This window comes from Amycolatopsis stemonae, assembly GCF_054781455.1.
On the sequence record NZ_BAAGUJ010000001.1, the window covers coordinates 499,334 to 517,517 of the forward strand.

General features: G+C 71.7%; 17 protein-coding genes and 1 tRNA gene. 12 read left to right on the forward strand and 6 right to left on the reverse strand.

All coding sequences use genetic code 11. The features are described from left to right. Positions 1-42 precede the first annotated feature (42 nt). Complete coding sequence (locus ACYVLJ_RS02520; RefSeq protein ID WP_451968377.1) at positions 43-450, forward strand: hypothetical protein; 408 nt, start codon at positions 43-45, stop codon at positions 448-450. Positions 451-643: 193 nt separating this feature from the next. Further along, positions 644-814, forward strand: coding sequence for a hypothetical protein (locus ACYVLJ_RS02525; RefSeq protein WP_460437603.1), 171 nt, complete (start codon positions 644-646; stop codon positions 812-814). 4 nt (positions 815-818) lie between these two features. On the opposite strand, the gene mfd is transcribed toward ACYVLJ_RS02525, so the two are convergent. Then, positions 819-4,376 carry a transcription-repair coupling factor gene (gene mfd / locus ACYVLJ_RS02530; protein ID WP_460437999.1) on the reverse strand — a complete coding sequence of 1,186 codons (3,558 nt, stop codon included), beginning with the start codon at positions 4,374-4,376 and terminating at the stop codon, positions 819-821. Positions 4,377-4,428: 52 nt separating this feature from the next. Further along, entirely contained in the window at positions 4,429-5,346 is a 918-nt protein-coding gene (locus ACYVLJ_RS02535) for an LLM class flavin-dependent oxidoreductase (protein WP_460437604.1), read from the reverse strand. A 65-nt stretch (positions 5,347-5,411) separates the two neighbouring features. On the opposite strand from ACYVLJ_RS02535, the gene ACYVLJ_RS02540 reads away from it, so the two are divergent. Next, positions 5,412-6,185 (forward strand): MmyB family transcriptional regulator, encoded by a 774-nt coding sequence (locus ACYVLJ_RS02540; RefSeq protein WP_451968379.1) that lies wholly within the window; start codon positions 5,412-5,414, stop codon positions 6,183-6,185. Here the strand turns inward: ACYVLJ_RS02540 and ACYVLJ_RS02545 are convergent. After that, entirely contained in the window at positions 6,161-6,649 is a 489-nt protein-coding gene (locus ACYVLJ_RS02545; protein ID WP_460437605.1) for a DedA family protein, read from the reverse strand. The genes ACYVLJ_RS02540 and ACYVLJ_RS02545 overlap by 25 nt on opposite strands. Further along, a complete protein-coding gene (locus tag ACYVLJ_RS02550; protein ID WP_460437606.1) occupies positions 6,621-7,217 on the reverse strand; it encodes a class I SAM-dependent methyltransferase in 597 nt (198 codons plus the stop codon). The genes ACYVLJ_RS02545 and ACYVLJ_RS02550 overlap by 29 nt, the downstream gene beginning before the upstream one ends. 131 nt (positions 7,218-7,348) lie before the next feature. On the opposite strand from ACYVLJ_RS02550, the gene ACYVLJ_RS02555 reads away from it, so the two are divergent. From ACYVLJ_RS02555 to ACYVLJ_RS02575, 5 genes are all read left to right on the forward strand, one after another. Continuing rightward, positions 7,349-8,485, forward strand: coding sequence for a sensor histidine kinase (locus ACYVLJ_RS02555; protein WP_460437607.1), 1,137 nt, complete (start codon positions 7,349-7,351; stop codon positions 8,483-8,485). After that, complete coding sequence (locus ACYVLJ_RS02560; RefSeq protein WP_460437608.1) at positions 8,482-9,138, forward strand: transcriptional regulator; 657 nt, start codon at positions 8,482-8,484, stop codon at positions 9,136-9,138. The genes ACYVLJ_RS02555 and ACYVLJ_RS02560 overlap by 4 nt, the downstream gene beginning before the upstream one ends. Before the next feature lie 46 nt (positions 9,139-9,184). Continuing rightward, a complete protein-coding gene (locus tag ACYVLJ_RS02565; RefSeq protein WP_460437609.1) occupies positions 9,185-10,027 on the forward strand; it encodes an alpha/beta fold hydrolase in 843 nt (280 codons plus the stop codon). Positions 10,028-10,043: 16 nt separating this feature from the next. Beyond that, a complete protein-coding gene (locus ACYVLJ_RS02570) occupies positions 10,044-11,225 on the forward strand; it encodes a PQQ-dependent sugar dehydrogenase (protein WP_460437610.1) in 1,182 nt (393 codons plus the stop codon). A 245-nt stretch (positions 11,226-11,470) separates the two neighbouring features. After that, positions 11,471-11,863 carry an NUDIX hydrolase gene (locus ACYVLJ_RS02575; protein ID WP_460438000.1) on the forward strand — a complete coding sequence of 131 codons (393 nt, stop codon included), beginning with the start codon at positions 11,471-11,473 and terminating at the stop codon, positions 11,861-11,863. A gap of 68 nt (positions 11,864-11,931) precedes the next feature. On the opposite strand, the gene ACYVLJ_RS02580 is transcribed toward ACYVLJ_RS02575, so the two are convergent. Together ACYVLJ_RS02580 and ACYVLJ_RS02585 are read right to left on the reverse strand one after the other, a co-directional pair. Then, positions 11,932-12,525 (reverse strand): TetR/AcrR family transcriptional regulator, encoded by a 594-nt coding sequence (locus ACYVLJ_RS02580; RefSeq protein WP_286003625.1) that lies wholly within the window; start codon positions 12,523-12,525, stop codon positions 11,932-11,934. Positions 12,526-12,620: 95 nt separating this feature from the next. Then, entirely contained in the window at positions 12,621-13,586 is a 966-nt protein-coding gene (locus ACYVLJ_RS02585) for an acyl-CoA desaturase (protein WP_451968393.1), read from the reverse strand. Positions 13,587-13,790: 204 nt separating this feature from the next. On the opposite strand from ACYVLJ_RS02585, the gene ACYVLJ_RS02590 reads away from it, so the two are divergent. The 4 genes from ACYVLJ_RS02590 (at position 13,791) to ACYVLJ_RS02605 (ending at position 18,154) form a co-directional block, all read left to right on the forward strand. After that, positions 13,791-13,862, forward strand: a tRNA-Gln gene (locus ACYVLJ_RS02590). A gap of 39 nt (positions 13,863-13,901) precedes the next feature. After that, on the forward strand, positions 13,902-15,656 hold the full coding sequence (locus ACYVLJ_RS02595; protein WP_451968395.1) for a GGDEF domain-containing protein: 1,755 nt from the start codon (positions 13,902-13,904) through the stop codon (positions 15,654-15,656). Between the two features lie 48 nt (positions 15,657-15,704). Continuing rightward, positions 15,705-17,177: a bifunctional UDP-N-acetylglucosamine diphosphorylase/glucosamine-1-phosphate N-acetyltransferase GlmU gene (glmU, locus tag ACYVLJ_RS02600; RefSeq protein ID WP_460437611.1), complete on the forward strand. Its 1,473-nt coding sequence runs from the start codon at positions 15,705-15,707 to the stop codon at positions 17,175-17,177. Continuing rightward, on the forward strand, positions 17,174-18,154 hold the full coding sequence (locus ACYVLJ_RS02605) for a ribose-phosphate diphosphokinase (protein WP_451968399.1): 981 nt from the start codon (positions 17,174-17,176) through the stop codon (positions 18,152-18,154). The genes glmU and ACYVLJ_RS02605 overlap by 4 nt, the downstream gene beginning before the upstream one ends. Positions 18,155-18,184: the final 30 nt, after the last annotated feature.

Sequence of the window (18,184 nt, forward strand, 5' to 3'; positions counted from 1 at the left end):
AACGCAACACCCATGGGATGTCGCCGGCGGTAATGTCGACTTATGGACCACTGGCTGACCATCGAGGTGTTCGACGGTGAGCACTCGGCCACGAAGTGGCGGCTCGCCTACGGTGACGCGCTCACCGAAGCCGCGTTGACGAACGGCGCGGAGCAGTGGGTCTGGCACGAACACCGGTGGGGTGTGGTGCTGGAGATCGAATTCACGGCGGAGGCCTGGCGGGACGCGTTCCGGACGCTGCCGGTCGTGACGGCGGCGCTGGACGCGGTGCCCGACCCGGCGCGCGGCCTGCTCGTGTACCCGGGACGCGGCGGCGGTGCGGGATCCCGGATGCCGCGGAAGCCCCGGCCGTTGCCGATGGCCGGGGCGGGCGCCGTTCCGGTGCCGGTGGAGTCGGTGAAGATGGGGCTGGCGGAGGCTTTGCCGCCGATGTTCAGCGAAGTCGGCTGAGCGCAGCACGACCGCCGTTTCGCGTGCCGTCGTGCCTTGAGGACAGGGGCAGCCGACGGTACGGGTCGGCATCGACGGGTTCGCCAATGCGAACCTGCTGCAAACCAGCACCGCGTGGCGCATCACGCTCACCGACGACACCACCGGCGAAGCCTTCCGCGGCGCCCTCGACCACGCCGGCCCGGACGCGTCGGTGGAGTGGATCGAGGACACGCCCGCGGTCGGCGGCGCCACGGCCGACGGCGCCAATCCCGGCCTCACCGCGAACGACAAGATCTCGCTGGTGCAGAACGGCGTCACCTACTCGACGCCCTCCGGCCCCTCCGGCGGCAACGCGTTCTCGGTCTCCTGCACCGGGCCGTGACCGTCTAGCTCACCGCCGCCGGCTTCTTCGTGAGCTGCGTGAGCAGCTTCGTGCACCAGTCCAGCAGTTCCTCGTCCCGCAGGGTGGGGGCGCCCATGCGGCCTCCCGCGGGGCCCTCCGTCGGCTTCGGGACCGAGACCGTGTTCGTCACGGCCTTGAACATCGCCTTCGGGTACAGCCGCTTCAAGCGGACCATCTGCGAATCGGCCAGGGGCAGCGGGGCGAAGCGGATCGTGGTGCCCTGGACCGCCACCTCCGTCACGCCCGCCTCGCGGCACGTGTGCCGGAACCGCGCCACCGCCAGCAGGCGGTTCACCGGTGCCGGCGGCTGGCCGTAGCGGTCGATCAGCTCTTCGCGGACCGCGTCCAGGCCCTCGGTGTCCGGCGCCGCCGCGATCTTGCGGTACGCCTCCAGCCGTAGCCGCTCGCCCGGGACGTAGTCGTGCGGGATGTGCGCGTCGATCGGGAGGTCGACGCGGACCTCCGCGAGCTCCTCGTCCTCCGCCGGCTCCGCGCCCGCGTGGCGGCGGAACGCGTCCACCGCTTCGCCGACCAACCGCACGTACAGGTCGAACCCGACGCCCGCGATGTGCCCGGACTGCTCCGCGCCCAGGATGTTGCCCGCGCCGCGGATCTCGAGGTCCTTCATCGCGACCGCCATGCCCGCGCCCAGCTCGGTGTTCTGGGCGATCGTGGCCAGCCGGTCGTGCGCCGTCTCCGTCAGCGGCGCCTCCGGCGGGTACAGGAAGTACGCGTACCCGCGCTCCCGCCCTCGCCCGACGCGGCCGCGAAGCTGGTGCAGCTGGGCCAGACCGAGCAGGTCACCGCGCTCGACGAGCAGCGTGTTCGCGTTCGAGATGTCCAGGCCGGTCTCGACGATCGTGGTGCACACCAGGACGTCGTACTCGTTCTCCCAGAAGCCCTGGATGATCTTTTCGAGCTTTTCCTCGTTCATCTGGCCGTGCGCGGTGACGACCCGCGCCTCCGGCACCAGCTCCCGGATCCGCCGCGCCGCCTTCTCGATCGAGGAGACGCGGTTGTGGACGTAGAAGACCTGGCCGTCGCGCAGCAGTTCACGGCGGATCGCCGCGCCGACCTGCTTGTCGTCGTACGCGCCGACGTACGTCAGGATCGGGTGCCGGTCCTCCGGCGGGGTCAGGATCGTCGACATCTCGCGGATGCCCGCCAGGGACATCTCCAGCGTCCGCGGGATCGGCGTCGCCGACATCGTGAGCACGTCGACGTGCGTGCGCAGCGCCTTGATGTGCTCCTTGTGCTCGACGCCGAACCGCTGCTCCTCGTCGACGATCACGAGGCCGAGGTCCTTGTAGCGGATGCCCGTCTGCAGCAGCCGGTGCGTGCCGATCACGATGTCGACCTCGCCGCCGGCGAGCTGCTCGAGGATCGCGTCCGACTCCGCCTTGTTCGTGAAGCGGGACAAGCCCTTGATCGTCACCGGGAACGAGCGCATCCGCTCGTGGAAGGTGTTCAGGTGCTGCTGGGCGAGCAGCGTCGTCGGGACCAGCACGGCGACCTGCTTGCCGTCCTGCACCGCCTTGAACGCGGCCCGGACGGCGATCTCCGTCTTGCCGTAGCCGACGTCGCCGCAGATGACGCGGTCCATCGGGACGCCGCGTTCCATGTCCGCCTTGACCTCGTCGATCGCGGCGAGCTGGTCGTTCGTCTCCGTGAACGGGAACGCGTCTTCCAGCTCGTGCTGCCAGGGCGTGTCCGGGCCGAAGGCGTGCCCGGGCGCGGCTTGACGCGCGGCGTAGAGCTGGACCAGCTCGGCCGCGATCTCCTTGACCGCCTTCTTGGCCTTGGCCTTGGTGTTCTTCCAGTCGGAGCCGCCGAGCTTGTTGAGCGTGGGCAGCTCGCCGCCGACGTAGCGGGAGACCTCGTCGAGCTGGTCGGTGGGCACGAACAGCCGGTCACCCGGGTGGCCGCGCTTGGACGACGCGTACTCGAGCAGCAGGTACTCGCGCGTCGCGCCGGCGACCGTCCGCTGGACCATCTCGACGAACCGGCCGATGCCGTGCTGGTCGTGCACGACGTAGTCGCCCGCCTTGAGCGCCAGCGGGTCGACCGCGTTGCGCCGCCGGGACGGCATCTTGGTGTTGAGGTCCTTTGTGGACGTTCCGGCCCCCGCGCCGCGGCCGGTGAGGTCCGCTTCGCTCAGCACGACCAGAGCGCGCTCCGGCGAGACGAAGCCGTCGGTGAGGCCGCCGCAGGTGACCGTGACCATGCCCGGGGCCGGGGCGCCGGTGAGACCGTCGCCCGCCTGCGTCGCCGGGACGTCGGCGCCGCTCAGCTGCTCGACCGCGCGCGCCGCGGTGCCCTGGCCGGCGACGACGAGCACCGCCGTGCCGCCCGCCGCGGTGTGCGCCCGCAGGTCCGCCATCGCGCGCTCGAGCTCGCCGCGGTAGGACGGCGCGGCCTCGACGGAGACGCGGAAGACGTCGGGGTCTTCGCTGGTCAGCTGGGTGAGCGTCCACCAGGGGCGCTTGGTGTCCTGGGCGTGCGTGGCGATCTCTTCGAGGCCGCGGTAGGCGGACGCGCCGAGGTCGATCGGGGCCTGGCCGCCCGCCGCGGCCGTCGTCCACGACGCCTCGAGGAACTCCTGGCCGGTGCGGACGAGGTCGGCGGCGCGGGCGCGGATCTTCTCCGGGTCGGTGAGCAGGACGTGGGTGCCCACCGGCATCGCGTCTGTGAGCAGCTCCAGCTCGTCTTCGCAGAGCACCGGGATGAGGGCTTCCATGCCCTCGACCGGGATGCCGTCGGCGAGCTTGGTGAGCATCTCGGCCAGGTGCGCGTCCGCTTCGTACGTCTTCGCCAGCTCCGCGGCTTTCTCCTTGACCGGCGCGGTGAGCAGCAGCTCACGGCACGGCGGCGCGGTGACGCGCGGGATCTCGCCGGGCAGCGACCGCTGGTCGGAGACGGCGAACGCGCGGATCTCGCTGACCTCGTCGCCCCAGAACTCGACGCGGACGGGGTGCTGCGCGGTCGGCCCGAACAGGTCGAGGATGCCGCCGCGGACCGCGAACTCGCCGCGCTTCTCGACCATGTCGACGCGGGTGTAGGCCAGCTCGACGAGCCGTTCGAGCAGCGCTTCGAACGGCTGCTCCTCGCCGACGACCAGGTCGATCGGCTCGAGCGAGCCGAGGCCGGGCGCCATCGGCTGGATGAGGCTGCGCACGGTCGCGACGACGACGCGCAGGGTGTCGTCCTCGGTCTTCAGCCGGTGCAGCACCTCCAGCCGGCGGCCGACGGTGTCGGCGCGCGGCGAGAGGCGTTCGTGCGGGAGGGTCTCCCAGCTGGGGAAATCGGCGACTCTCGACTTGCCGAGGAGGGCGCCGAGGGACGCGGTCAGCTCGTCGGCCTCGCGGCCGGTGGCGGTGACGGCGAGGACGGGCTTGGCCGCGCCCTCGTCGGTGGCCAGGGCGGCGGCGACGAGCTGACGGGCGGCGATCGGGCCCTGGAGCTCGAGCAGCGGCGCACCGGCGCGCTCGACCACGCCGCGCAGGGCCGGGTCGGGAAGGATGGCGGTGAGGAGTCCGGACAGTGGAGCGTCGGTCACGGTCCCAGCCTACGTGCCACCCCCGACAGGTTTCCGATCACGGCTGGTCGCGCAGCAGTTCCACCACCTCCGCGAGCCGGGGCAGCTGCTCGTCGAACACCTTCGGGTCGGTGCTCGCGATCCGCAGCAGGAAGTGCTCCGCGCCTTCGTATTCCCGCAGCCGGGCGGCCACCTCCGGCGCGGATCCCGTCACCTGCAGCTGGATCCCCTGGACGAAGTCGGCCGGCATGCCGTAGTTCCGCCGGCAGTACTCCTCGAGCAGCGCGCGGCCGCGGGAAGGGTCGTCCTCCACCAGCACCGTCGCGAACAAGGCCGGGGTCATCGGGCGCGACGACCGGATCCGCGCCAGGCCCGACGCGTAGTCCGCCGGGTCGGGCGGGTACGGCAGCCAGCCGTCGTACAGCCGGCCGACGCGCTCCAGCGCACCCGGCGTGTCCGCCGCCAGCCACACCGGCGGGCCGCCGGCGCGTGCGGGCGCCGGGTAGGACGGCAGCGAGTCGTAGTGCAGCACCGACCCGTGGAACGACGTCTCCCCGCGCCACGCGGCCCGCCACAGCCCCACGATGTCGTCCAGCCGGGCCCGCCGCCGCGCCCACGGAACGCCCGCGAACGCGAACTCGGGCTCGCTCCGCCCGGCGAACCCGGCGCCGACGGCCACCGTCAGCCGGCCGCCGCTCAGCAGGTCGAGCGACAGCAGCTGGTTCGCCGAGAGCACCGGGTCCCGCAGGGCCGGGAGCAGCGCGGACGTCCCCAGCGTCACCCGTGAGGTCCGGGCCGCGAAGGCCCCCAAAACGGTCAAGGCGTCGAGCGGAGCGCGCGCGAGGGTGTCGCCCACCCACACCGAGTCGAGCCCGAGCTCTTCGGCGGCGACCGCGACGTCGACCAGCTCGGGCGCGGTCCGCCCGGCGTCGAGGATGGGCTGGTAGGTCGGCACGACCAGGCCGTGTTTCGTCATACCCGGACCCTCGCCGAATCCGGGAATCCGCTCAATTCCCCGCGGGGAATGACGAAGATGGACCCGTGGACTTCGGAACCGCGCTCAAGGACTGGCGCACGAGGCGCCGGCTCAGCCAGCTCGACCTCGCCCTGCGCGCGGGGACGACGCAGCGGCACGTCAGCTTCATGGAGAGCGGGCGCTCGCTGCCCGGCCGCGGCATGGTGCTGCGCGTCGCGGAGTCGCTCGAACTCCCCCTGCGCGAGCGCAACGGCCTCCTGCACGCCGCCGGCTACGCGCCGACGTACCCCGAAACCCGGCTCGACGACCCCGCGATCCGGCCGGTGCTCGACGGGCTGCGGCGGCTCCTGGACGGCCACCGGCCCTACCCCGCGATCGTCGTCGACCGCTACGGCGTGCTCGTCGCGAAGAACGACGCGTTCGCCCTGCTCGTCGAAGACGTCGCGCCCGAACTGCTGCGCGAGCCGGTCGACACGCTGCGGCTCGCGCTGCACCCGCGCGGGATGGCGCCACGCGTGCGCAACCTCGACGACTGGGCCCGGCACATCCTCGAGCGCCTCCGCAACGACCTCGCGCGCACCCCGGACGACCGGCTGGCCGCGCAGCTCGCCGAGCTGACGGGCTACCTGCCGCCGCACCACCCGCCGGGCGACGGCCACCTCGGTTTCGCCGTCCCCGTGCGACTGTCCACTTCGGTCGGTGAGCTGCGGCTGATCACCGCGATCACGACGTTCGCGACCGCGGCCGACGTCACGGTGTCGGAGCTGAAGCTGGAGACGTTCCTGCCCGCGGACGCCGAGACCGCGGAACGCCTTCAGACCACCATCGCCGTCACCTGACCCGCCAGCAGCTCCGCGCTCGCCCACAGCACCGCCGCGCCCGCGCTGCCCGCGGCGAACCGGCGGTACGGCATCGCCGCCGAACCCGCGATGCGCGGGACCACCGTCCGCAGCCCGGCCAGGCACCGGCCCGCGACCACCGCCGGGACGCCGTAGCGCGCGATCGCCGCTTCGGCGCGGGCCCAGCGGTCCCGGCCGACGCGCCGCGCCAGCCGCGGCCCCCACCACCGCCCCTCGAAGTACGCGAGCTGGTCGCCCAAGACGGCGGCCGCGACGGCCACGGCCAGCGCGAGTCCGAGGTGGAGCGTGCCCCGCTGCGCGAGGTAGCCCATCAGGAGCAGCGCCGACAGCGTCGGCAGCACGATTCCCGGCAGCAGCGCGGTTTCCGCGGTGATCAGCAGCGCGCAGACGAGGTAGACGGCCGCCGGCGGCGCGTCAAGCAGTGGCCGCAGCAGGCTGTCCACGCCGGGTCCTCCCCACCGCCACCGGCAGCGCCGCACGGTAGACGAACGCGGGCGGCAGGTTCCTCCAGACGACCGAAGTGCGCTCTACGACTGCGAAACGGCTTCGCAGCGAAGCGGCGAAGCGACGCGCGGGTGGCGTCCAGGCCGCGTGGGCGTACGCGAACGTCGTGAACCGGCCGTTCGGCGCCAGCGCCGCCGTGACCGCGTCGAGGATGCCGTGCTGCCGGTCCGCGGCCATCGCCGTCCACGGCAGGCCCGAGACGACGACGTCGGCGCCGTCCGGCGCGAGGTGTTCGGCCGATCCCGCGACGACGTCGACCTGCGGAAACCGCCGGCGTAGCCCGTCGGCGAAGCGCGGGTTGATCTCGACGGCCGTCAGCCGCGCTTCGGGGCGAAGCAGCGCGAGGACCGCTTCGGTGAACACGCCGGTACCGGGCCCGAGTTCGGCGACGCGGGCCGCGCGCTCCAGGCCGAGGCCCGCCGTCATCGTCCCGGCCAGCCGTGACGAGCTCGGCGCGATGGCGCCCGTCAGCATCGGGTGGCGGAAGAACTCCCTGGTGATCGACATGACCCCGACGCTAGGTTCGCCGGGGGTGGCCGCGAATCCGTCGGAGCGACCGGTTCCCTCCTCCCGCGGGAGGACCAGGTCGAGCCGCCGGGATGACGCCGTGGGCCGCGTCGCCGCGTTACGTTCGGCGCGTGGAACGGCTCGTGAAGTGGGTGCGCAGGCACCGGTGGACGGTGGACTTGCCGCTGTACGCCGTGTTCGTCTTCCTCGCGCCCGGCTGGACCGGCCAGGACCCGTGGGTGCTGCGCGCGATCCCGATGCTGTTCCTGCTCCCCCTGCTGGTCCGCCGCCGGTACCCGCGCACGGTCGCGGTGCTCGTCCTGGCGGCCACGCTCGCCGCCTACGCGAACGGGGTCTGGGCGTACGACCGCGGCCGCGCCGAGCTGAGCATGGCCGTCGTGCTGTTCAACCTCGTCCAGCGAGGCGACCGGCGGTTCGCCGCGCTGACCGCGGCCGGGATCCTCGCGCTCGACGTGCTGTGGGGGATCGGCCGGGGCCCCGACACGCAGAACCCGGTCCTGAACGTCGTCATCATCCTCCCGATCCACTTCGCCGCGTGGGCGCTCGGGGAGTTCTTCCACGCGAAGGCGCAGCTGACCGCGGAAGAGAACCGGCGCGCCGAAGCGCAGGCCCGGGCGGCGATCGCGGAGGAGCGCACCCGGATCGCGCGCGAGCTGCACGACGTCCTGGCGCACAGCATGAGCGTGATCGTGCTGAACGCCGAGGGCGCGAAGCTCGCGCGGCACCGCGACCCCGAAGCCGTCGACCGGACGCTCGACACGATCGGCCGCACGGGCCGGGACGCGCTGGCCGAGCTCCGGCGGCTCCTCGAAGTGCTGCACGCGGGCCCGGGGGCGCGCCGTCCCCAGCCGACCGTCGCCGAGCTGCGCGGGCTCGTCGAGCAGTGCGGCCGCCCCGTCACGCTCGAGGTCACCGGCGACCCGGCCGGGCTGCCCGCGAGCGCCGCGCTGCAGGCGTACCGGATCGTCCAGGAGGCATTGACCAACATGATCAAGCACGCCCCCGCCGACGCGACCGGCCGCGTCGACGCGACCGGCCGCGTCGACGTCGCGTTCGAGCCGGACGGGATCCGGATCGAGGTGACGAACACCGGCGGCCGCGCCGCGCCCGTCGCGACGCTGCCGTCGTCCGGGCGCGGGCTGGCCGGGATGCGCCAGCGCGTCGAGATGTTCCACGGCGAGCTGGCGGCCGGCCCGCGGCCGGACGGCGGCTACCGCGTGGGCGCGAGCCTGGTGGTGCGGCCGTGAGCACCCGGGTCCTGCTCTGCGACGACCAGGAGCTGGTGCGCGTCGGGCTGCGGATGATCGTCGAAAGCCAGGACGACCTCGTCGTCGCGGCCGAGGCGGCGAACGGCGAGGAGGCCGTCGCGAAGGCCCGGGAGCTGCAGCCGGACCTCGTGCTGATGGACGTCCGGATGCCGGTGCTCGACGGCGTCGCGGCGACCGGGCGGATCTGCGCCGAGCTGCCGGACGTGCGCGTCCTGATCATCACGACGTTCGACCTCGACGAGTACGCGTACGCCGCGTTGCGCGCCGGCGCCAGCGGCTTCCTGGTGAAGGACGCGCCGTCCGAAGAGATGCTCGTGGCGATCCGCGGGGTGCTGCGCGGCGACGCGATGGTCTCGCCTTCGGTCACGCGGCGGCTGCTCGACCGCTACCTCGCCGACGACCGCGACCCGGTGGACGTCGCGAAGCTCGAGGTGCTGACCGAACGCGAGAAGGACGTCTTGGGCCTCATCGCGCGTGGCCTGTCCAACGGCGAGATCGCCGCGAAGCTCTACATCGGCGAGACGACCGTGAAGACGCACGTCGGCCGGATCCTCGGCAAGCTGCGCCTGCGCGACCGGGTGCACGCGGTGGTGTTCGCCTACGAATCCGGGCTGGTACGACCCGACTCCTGATCACTCCTTATTTATCCTCTTGATAGGGAGCGTTAGAGTACTTTGCATGACGATATACAACTCCGAAGCCGGAGCGCGCTTGCTGCGTGAGCGCTACCTCGACGCCCTGACGGCGTGGCCCGCCCACGACCAGGTGCGCGTGCCGACCCCCGAAGGCGAGACGTTCGTGCTGGTCACGGGCCCGGCGAGCGCACCACCACTGGTGCTGCTGCACGGCTCCGGCAGCAACTCCGCGGAATGGGCCGAGCGGATCCCGGCACTCGCCGAGCGGTTCCGGGTGCACGCCGTCGACATCATCGGCGAGCCCGGACTGAGCGCCGAGACGCGGCCGCCACTGGACGGCGACCGGTACGCGCGGTGGCTGGACGCGGTGCTGGACCACTTCGCGGTGGCGCGGGCGGCCTTCCTGACGTCGTCGTTCGGCGGCTGGCTCGCCCTGGACTACGCGACCCGGCGGCCCGAGCGCGTCGCCGCGCTGGCGTTGCGGTGCCCGATCGGCCTCGGCCCGATGAAGAAGGGCTTCGTCGTCAAGGCGGTGTTCCTTTCACTGCTCGGCGAGAAGGGACGGCGGAAGTCGGTGGCCGGCGTGCTCGGCGAACCGGGGACGTCGCCGATCGTCGAGCACCAGCTGCTGGTGTCCGCGCACTACCGGTACCGCACCGGGCCGTTCCCGGTCTTCGGCGACGCGGCGCTGGCCCGGCTGACCATGCCGGTGTACGCCGTCGCCGGGGCGGACGACGCGATGGCCGACTCCGCGACGACGCACCGCCGGCTCGAGGCGGCGGGCGCCGAAGTGGACCTGGTGCCCGGCACGGGGCACTACCTCCCGGGCTCGCGCGACCTGGACTTCCTCACGGCGGTCGCGGCGAACGGCGATTTCACCGCTTGATGGCAGGATGAACCGTATGCGGCGTGTGCTGGGTCTCATCGGTGCGGTGTCCCTGCTGGTCGCGGGCTGCTCGGGCGCGTCGAGCGCGCCCGTCCAGAGCGTCCCGGCCGCGGCCACGCCGGCGGCGTCGACCGGGAAGTTCAAGGTCGAGACGGTCACCGCCGGATTGCAGCACGGCTGGGACATCGGCTTCCTGCCCGACGGCGGCATCCTCGTGCCGCAGCGGCCCGGCAAGCTCGCCCTGATCCGCGGCGGGAAGGCAGCCGACGTCCGGGCCGACTTCTCCGACGTCCTCGTGCAGGGCGAAGGCGGGCTGCTCGGCATGGTCATCAGCCCGGACTTCGCGACCAGCCGCGAGTTCATCACCTGCCAGGACCACCAGGAGGGTGGCAAGGCCGTCGACATCCGGCTGGTCACCTGGAAGCTCGCCGAGGACGGCGCCAGCGCGACGAAGGTGAAGAACCTGCTCACCGGGCTGCCGGTGAACCCGAGCGGCCGGCACTCCGGTTGCCGGCCGACGTTCGCGCCGGACGGCGCGCTGCTCGTCGGCACCGGCGACACCGCGCGCTCGACCGTCGCGCAGGACCGCCACTCCCTCGGCGGCAAGGTGCTGCGGCTGGACGCGAAGACCGGGAACCCGTTGCCGGACAACCCGTTCATCACCTCGGCCGACCCGCACGAGCGGCTGATCTACACCTACGGGCACCGCAACGTCCAGGGTGTGGCGATCCGCCCGGGCAGCGGCCAGGTGATCACGGCCGAGCACGGGCCGACCTTCGACGACGAGGTCAACCTGCTGAAGCCGGGCGCCAACTACGGCTGGGACCCGTCCAAGGGCGGCACGGACTCCAGCTACGACGAGAGCGTCCCGATGACCGACCTCAAGCGCTTCCCGGACGCGGTCAGTCCACTGTGGACTTCCGGCAAGATCACCGAGGCGATCAGCGGCGACGCCTTCCTGACGGGTGCGCAGTGGGGCAAGGACGACGGCGCGCTCGTCGTGGTGGCGTTGAAGGGCCAGAAGCTGCTGCTGTACCACTTGGACGCGGCGGGCAAGGTCCTCGACGTCACCCTGCCACCGGAGTTCGACGACAAGTTCGGCCGCCTGCGGGCGGTCCGCAGCGGCCCGGACGGGGCGTTGTACGTGACCACGTCGGACGGCACCGACGACAAGCTCCTGAAGGTCACCCCCGCCTGACCGTGAGAAAGCCACGGCCGTCCGGTGCCGTGGGCACTTCCGCCGCGGGTGGCGGATCGCGGAACATGGTTCACACCAAGAGTTTCGCCCGCCCCCGACGAGTGTTGGACGCGGTCCGAAGATGGTTTTCCCGCGGCAGCACCGCGCCGGTCCCCGTGCGCCACCGCCGACCTGGCGGACGGGGACCGGCCTCCAGCTCCACCTGCCCACGGCTCCCACCCCGCGCCTAGGATCGGGCCATGACCGTGATCGACAAGATCGCCTGGATCCACGTCGTGGACGGCCGCGTCCTGGCCGCACGCTCCCGCGGCAAGGACAAGTTCTACCTCCCGGGCGGCAAGCGCGAGCCGGGCGAGACGGACGCCGAGACGCTGGTGCGGGAGATCCGCGAGGAGCTGGACGTCGAGATCACCCCGTCGACGATCGAGCCGGCGGGCACGTTCGAAGGCCAGGCCCACGGCAAGGCGGCGGGCACCGTGGTCCGCACGACGGCCTACCGGGCGGAGTACAGCGGGACACTGCGGGCGAACAGCGAGATCGAGGAGATCGCCTGGCTGACCCACGCGGACCGGCCGCGGGTGTCGTTGGTGGCGCAGCTGATCTTCGACCACCTGCGTGAGACCGGCCGGCTCGAGTAGCCAGGAACCCGGCGAGGTCCGCGCTGAGCCGGCGCAGTTCCCGCACGCCCGGCCCCGCGCCGGAAACGCTAACCCAGCCGCAGCTTCGGTTTGTGTTCCAGGTGCGACAAGCCGTTCCAAGCCAGGTTCACGAGGTGCGCCGCGACCTCGTCGCGCTTCGGTTTGCGGGCGTCCAGCCACCACTGGCCCGTCAGCGCGACCATGCCCACCAGTGCCTGCGCGTACAGGGCAGCCAGTTTCTCGTCGTAGCCGCGGGCCGCGAACTGCTGGGCCAGGATGTGCTCCACCTGGCTCGCGATGTCGTTGAGGACCGTGGAAAACGTGCCCGTCGAACTGGCCACCGGGGAGTCGCGGACCAGGATGCGGAAGCCGTCGTGGGAATCCTCGACGTAGGACAGCAGTGCCGTCGCCGCCTGCTCCAGCATCACGCGGGGGTGGCCGCCGTGGAGGGTCGAGACCATGCGGTCGAGCAGGAGCTGGGTTTCGCGGTCGACGACCACCGCGTAGATGCCCTCTTTGCCGCCGAAGTGTTCGTACACCACGGGTTTCGACACGTTGGCGCGGTGCGCGATCTCCTCGATCGACGTGCCGTCGAACCCCTTTTCGGCGAACAGGGCCCGCGCCACGTTGAGCAGCTGCTGGCGCCGCTCGCTGCCGGTCATCCGGACCCGGGTCACCGGGGCGACCGGACGCGCCCCGGTGACCTGCTGCTCACGCTTCGACCGTCGTCTCCCCGCCACCAGAGCAGCCTAGTTGACTAGCCCTTTTCCATCTTGATACGGGCCAGCCGCTGCGGGGTCGGCCAGCGGACGTCGTGCACCCAGCCGAACTTCTCGAAGATCCAGATCAGCCGCGCGGAGATGTCGATCTGGCCGCGCTTGACGCCGTGGCGCGCGGACGTCGGGTCGGCGTGGTGGAGGTTGTGCCACGACTCGCCGAAGCTGAAGATCGCCAGCGGCCAGAAGTTAGCCGACTTGTCGCGCGCGGCGAACGGGCGCTCGCCGATCATGTGGCAGATCGAGTTGACCGACCACGTCACGTGGTGCAGCACGCAGATGCGCACCAGCCCGGCCCAGAAGAACGCGGTGACCGCGCCCCAGAGCGACCACGAGATCAGGCCGCCCAGCAGCGCCGGCAGCAGCAGGCTCACCAGGGACCACAGCCAGAACAGCTCGTCGACCTTCTTGATGGCCGGGTCCTTCACCAGGTCGGGCGCGAAGCGCTCGGCGTTGGTCTGGTCGCGCTCGAACAGCCAGCCCATGTGCGCGTGCCAGAAGCCCTTCGCGATGGCCCACGGCGAGGTGCCGAACGCCCACGGCGAGTGCGGGTCGCCGTCGCGGTCGGAGAACGCGTGGTGGCGGCGGTGGTCGGCCACCCAGGTGATCACCGGGCCCTGCAGGGCGATGCTGCCCGCGATGGCCATGACCACGCGCAGCCACTGCTTGGCCTTGAACGAGCCGTGCGTGAAGTAACGGTGGTAGGACACCGTGATGCCCAGCCCGCTGATCGCGTAGAACACCACGAAGATGCCGACGTCGACCCAGCTCAGTCCCCAGCCCCAGGCGAACGGCACGGCGACCAGCAGGGCCACCAGCGGCGCGATGACGCCGAAGTAGACCGACAGCTGCACGCCGATCCCGCGCGTGCCTTCGATGACGGGTTTGGGCCCCTTCGGAGCCGGTGGCTCCCCGGTGGGCTGCGATCGGTCGAGCGTGGCCGTCATACGCTTCACTTCTTCCTACAGGGTGCCCTTTACGAAGGGTGACCTAACCTACGATGCCGTAAGTTACGGTACAGGAGGTTCGGGTGCCTGGGGAGTGCCTGAACGCTCACACCGGTGCTTCGGAGCGAAGTACCCCGCGGACGGCCCGGTAACGCATCCCCCGCGCGGACGACACCCGATCGTCGCTATCCTGACCAGGTTCGATCCGCCGTAGTGTAATCGGCAGCACTTCAGATTTTGGTTCTGACAGTTCAGGTTCGAATCCTGGCGGCGGAGCAGCAGCACGAGAACCCCGAAACCCACGACACCGGGAGGTTGGCGCTGACCGAAGAGGCGACCGACCCGGTATCGGCCAGGCGGCCCGCGCTGGTCGAGATGTCCGACGCGTGGCTCGTCGGGCGCGCGCGCGAGCTGACCGCCGCGATCCAGCGCTCCGAATACCCGCAGCAGCTCGAAATCGTCTCGCTGATGGACGAGCTGCTCGACGAGACCCAGCGGCGCGGGGAACCCCTGCTCGTCGCGCAGCTGCTGCGCGCGTCCGCGACCGCGCGGCTGATCACGAAGGGCCTGGCCGCCGAAGCGGAGCCGCGGCTCGACGAAATGCTCGCGCACACCCGGCGGCACGGCCTGGCCCTGCTGCGCGCCGACGCGCACGCCCTGCGCGGGCGCCGGCTCGTGCTCGCCGCGCAGGAAGACGCCGCGCTCACCGAGATCGCCCGCGCGCTCGCCATCCTCGACGACTCCGCGACGCCGGACCGGCAGGTCGGGGTCCGCGCGTGGAACCGGATGCTGTGGTCGACGCTGAACGACTGCTGGATCGTGCTGAACCAGCTCGGCGTGTACGAGTCCGCCGAAGAGGTCAGCAGCCGCGCCGCCGCCGCGATCCGCGAAAGCGCCAGCCCGCACGAGATCACCCTGCAGCTGCTGAACCGCGTGAAGATGCTGCTCGGCTGGGGCCTGCGGCTGGAGCGGATCGAAGAGTACGACGAGAGCGCCGAGAAGTTCCGGACCGCCGCGTCGATGTCGATGGCCATCGAAGGGCCCTACAGCGAGTCGCTGTTCCCGCGCCGGGCCGGCGTCGAAGCCGTCGAGCAGGTCGGCGTGCTCGCCGCCGCGCTCGCGCTGCACCGGCCCAGCGAGGACCAGGTCGACCGGCTCCGGCGGCTCCACGAAGGCACCGCCTACCCGGGCGAACGCGAGATCGTGACGATCGCGCTGGCCCGCTGCCTGGACAAGGCGGGCCACCGCGAGGAGGCGCTCGGCGTCCTGCGGTCGGCCCGCGAGTCGCTGACCGACGACACGTCCCAGCCGTCGATGCGGCTGAACATCGCGCGCGAGCTCGCCCGGCTCGACACGAGCCCGGACTACGCGTCCGGCGCCAGCCAGTCGCTGATCGACTACGCGACCCGGCTCGAGACCGAGATGTGGAGCCTGCGCGAGTCGCAGATCGCCACGCTGAACGCCCGCCGCGAGCACGAACGGCTGTCCGCCGAGCACGGCGCGATCACCCAGCAGGCGCTGCAGGACCCGCTCACCGGCCTGCCGAACCGGCGCGCGCTGGACGAGAAGCTGCGCCAGCTCGCGTCGTCGGCCGACGCGCAGCCCCTCGCCGTCGCGCTCGTCGACCTCGACGGGTTCAAGGGCGTCAACGACAAGCAGTCGCACGCCGAAGGCGACAACGTGCTGCGCGTCGTCGCGAGCACGCTTCGTGACGCCCTGCGCGGTGACGACCTCGTGGCGCGCTACGGCGGCGACGAGTTCATCGTCCTGCTCCCGGGCACGCCGGCGTCGGCGGCGAAGATGGCGCTCGGCCGCGCAGTGAAGTCCGTCGCAGGTCTGCCGCACCACCTCTCGCACGGCGTCACGCTCTCGATCGGGCTCGTCTCGCTGCGGCCGCAGGAGCGCGGCGAACAGGTCCTCGCGCGCGCGGATGCGGCCATGTACCAGGCAAAACGCGGCGGCGGCAACCAGGTCGCGTCGGCCAACTCGATGGCCGCCGACCCGGCCGCGGCGTGGGCGGGCGAAGGCCCTCCCACCGACCCCGCGTGGGACGCCGAAGAGCCCGGTTAGGATCGGTGCCCGACAGAAGCCACACGTTGGTAACCGTTGGGAGCGCCGTTGACCGGCCCGCTGAGCACGTTGATCCTCGCCGCGGGTGAGGGCACCCGCATGCGTTCTTCGACCCCGAAGGTGCTGCACCCGATCGCCGGGCGGCCCCTCGTCGAGCACGCCGTCCGGGCCGCCGCCGGCCTGTCCCCCGAGCACCTCGTCGTCGTGACCGGCCACGGCCGCGAAGCCGTCGGCGCCCGGCTCGCCGAGGTCGCCACCGCGCTCGGCCGCGAGGTCGGCACCGCGGTCCAGGCCGAGCAGAAGGGCACCGGCCACGCCGTGTCCTGCGCGCTCGCGACGCTGCCGGCGGACCTCTCGGGCACGGTGATCGTCAGCTACGGCGACGTCCCGCTGCTCGACACCGACACGCTGCGCTCGCTGCTCGAGGAGCACACCGAGGCGAAGAACGCGGTCACCGTGCTCACCGCGGTCGTCGCCGACCCGACCGGCTACGGCCGGATCGTGCGCGACGGCGACGGCAAGGTCACCGGGATCGTCGAGCACAAGGACGCCACCCCGGCGCAGTCGGAGATCACCGAGATCAACTCGGGTGTGTACGCCTTCGACGCCGCCGTGCTGCGCGACGGCCTTTCGCGCCTGTCGACCGACAACGCGCAGGGCGAGCTGTACCTCACCGACGTGCTCGGCATCGCGAACGGCGACGGGCTGCACGTCGGCGCGCTCGTCGTCGACGACCCGTGGCTGACCGAAGGCGTGAACGACCGCGTCCAGCTGTCGGTCCTCGGCGCCGAGCTGAACCGCCGGATCGTGCGGCGCTGGCAGCGCGAGGGCGTCACCGTCGTCGACCCGGCCACGACCTGGATCGACGCGGGCGTGACCCTCTCCCGCGACGTCGTCCTCGAGCCGAACGTGCAGCTCAAGGGCACCACGTCGGTCGGCGAGGGCAGCACGGTCGGGCCGGACAGCACGCTGACGAACGTGCGGATCGGCGCCGGCGCGTCGGTCGTGCGGGTCCACGGCTCCGACTCCGAGCTGGGCGACCGCGTCAACGTCGGCCCGTTCACCTACCTGCGGCCCGGCACCAAGCTGGGTGAGAAGGGCAAGCTCGGCGCGTTCGTCGAGACGAAGGCGGCCGACATCGGCGCCGGCACGAAGGTGCCGCACCTGACCTACGTCGGCGACGCCACGATCGGCGAGCACAGCAACATCGGCTGCTCCAGCGTGTTCGTGAACTACGACGGGGTGAACAAGCACCGGACCGTTATCGGGTCGTATGTCCGGTTGGGTGCCGACAACACCTTCGTCGCCCCGGTGCAGGTGGGCGACGGCGCTTACAGTGGAGCCGGCGCGGTGATCCGGGAGGACGTCCCACCGGGCGCTCTCGCGGTGTCCGCGCCGCCGCAGCGCACCATCGAAGGCTGGGCGGTCCGGCGCAGGCCGGGCACGCCCGCGGCCGAGGCGGCCCAGGCCGCGCTCGACGCCGAGTCAGAAGCAGGAACCGACGGGGAGTCGCCAGCATGAGTCCGAAGTCCGGCACGCCGAAGAAGAACCTGATGCTCTTCTCCGGGCGTGCACACCAGGAGCTCGCCGAAGAGGTCGCCAAGCACCTCAACGTGACGATCACCCCGCAGACGGCGCACACGTTCGCCAACGGCGAGCTGTTCGTCCGCTTCGAGGAGTCCGTCCGCGGCACCGACGCCTTCGTCATCCAGGCGCACACCACGCCCATCAACGAGTACGTGATGGAGCAGCTGATCATGGTGGACGCGCTCAAGCGGGCGAGCGCGAAGCGGATCACCGTGGTGATGCCGTTCTACCCGTACGCGCGCCAGGACAAGAAGCACAAGGGCCGCGAGCCGATCTCGGCGCGGCTGATCGCGGACCTGTTCAAGACCGCGGGCGCCGACCGGATCATGACGGTCGACCTGCACACCGCGCAGATCCAGGGCTTCTTCGACGGCCCGGTCGACCACCTGATGGCGCAGACCGTGCTGGCCGACCACATCAAGGCCACCTACGGCGACGCCGACATCACGGTCGTCTCCCCGGACTCGGGCCGCGTGCGGCTGGCGGAGAAGTGGGCCCAGCAGCTGGGTGACCGCCCGATCGCGTTCATCCACAAGACGCGCGACCCGGACAAGCCGAACCAGGCCGTGGCCAACCGCGTGGTCGGCAAGGTCGAGGGCAAGCTCTGCGTCCTGATCGACGACATGATCGACACCGGCGGCACGATCGTGAAGGCGACGGAAGCGCTGATCGACGAGGGCGCGGCGGACGTCGTCATCGCGACGACCCACGGCATCCTGTCCGACCCGGCGACCGAGCGGCTTTCGCAGTGCAAGGCGCGCGAGGTCATCGTGACGAACTCACTGCCGATCCCGGACGAGAAGCGGTTCGAGGGCCTGACGGTCCTGTCGATCGCCCCGATGCTGGCGGAGGCGATCCAGCAGGTCTTCGAAGACGGCTCGGTGACGTCCCTCTTCGACGGCAACGCCTGACGACCCGTCCGCCGGGCGCGAAACTCCGCG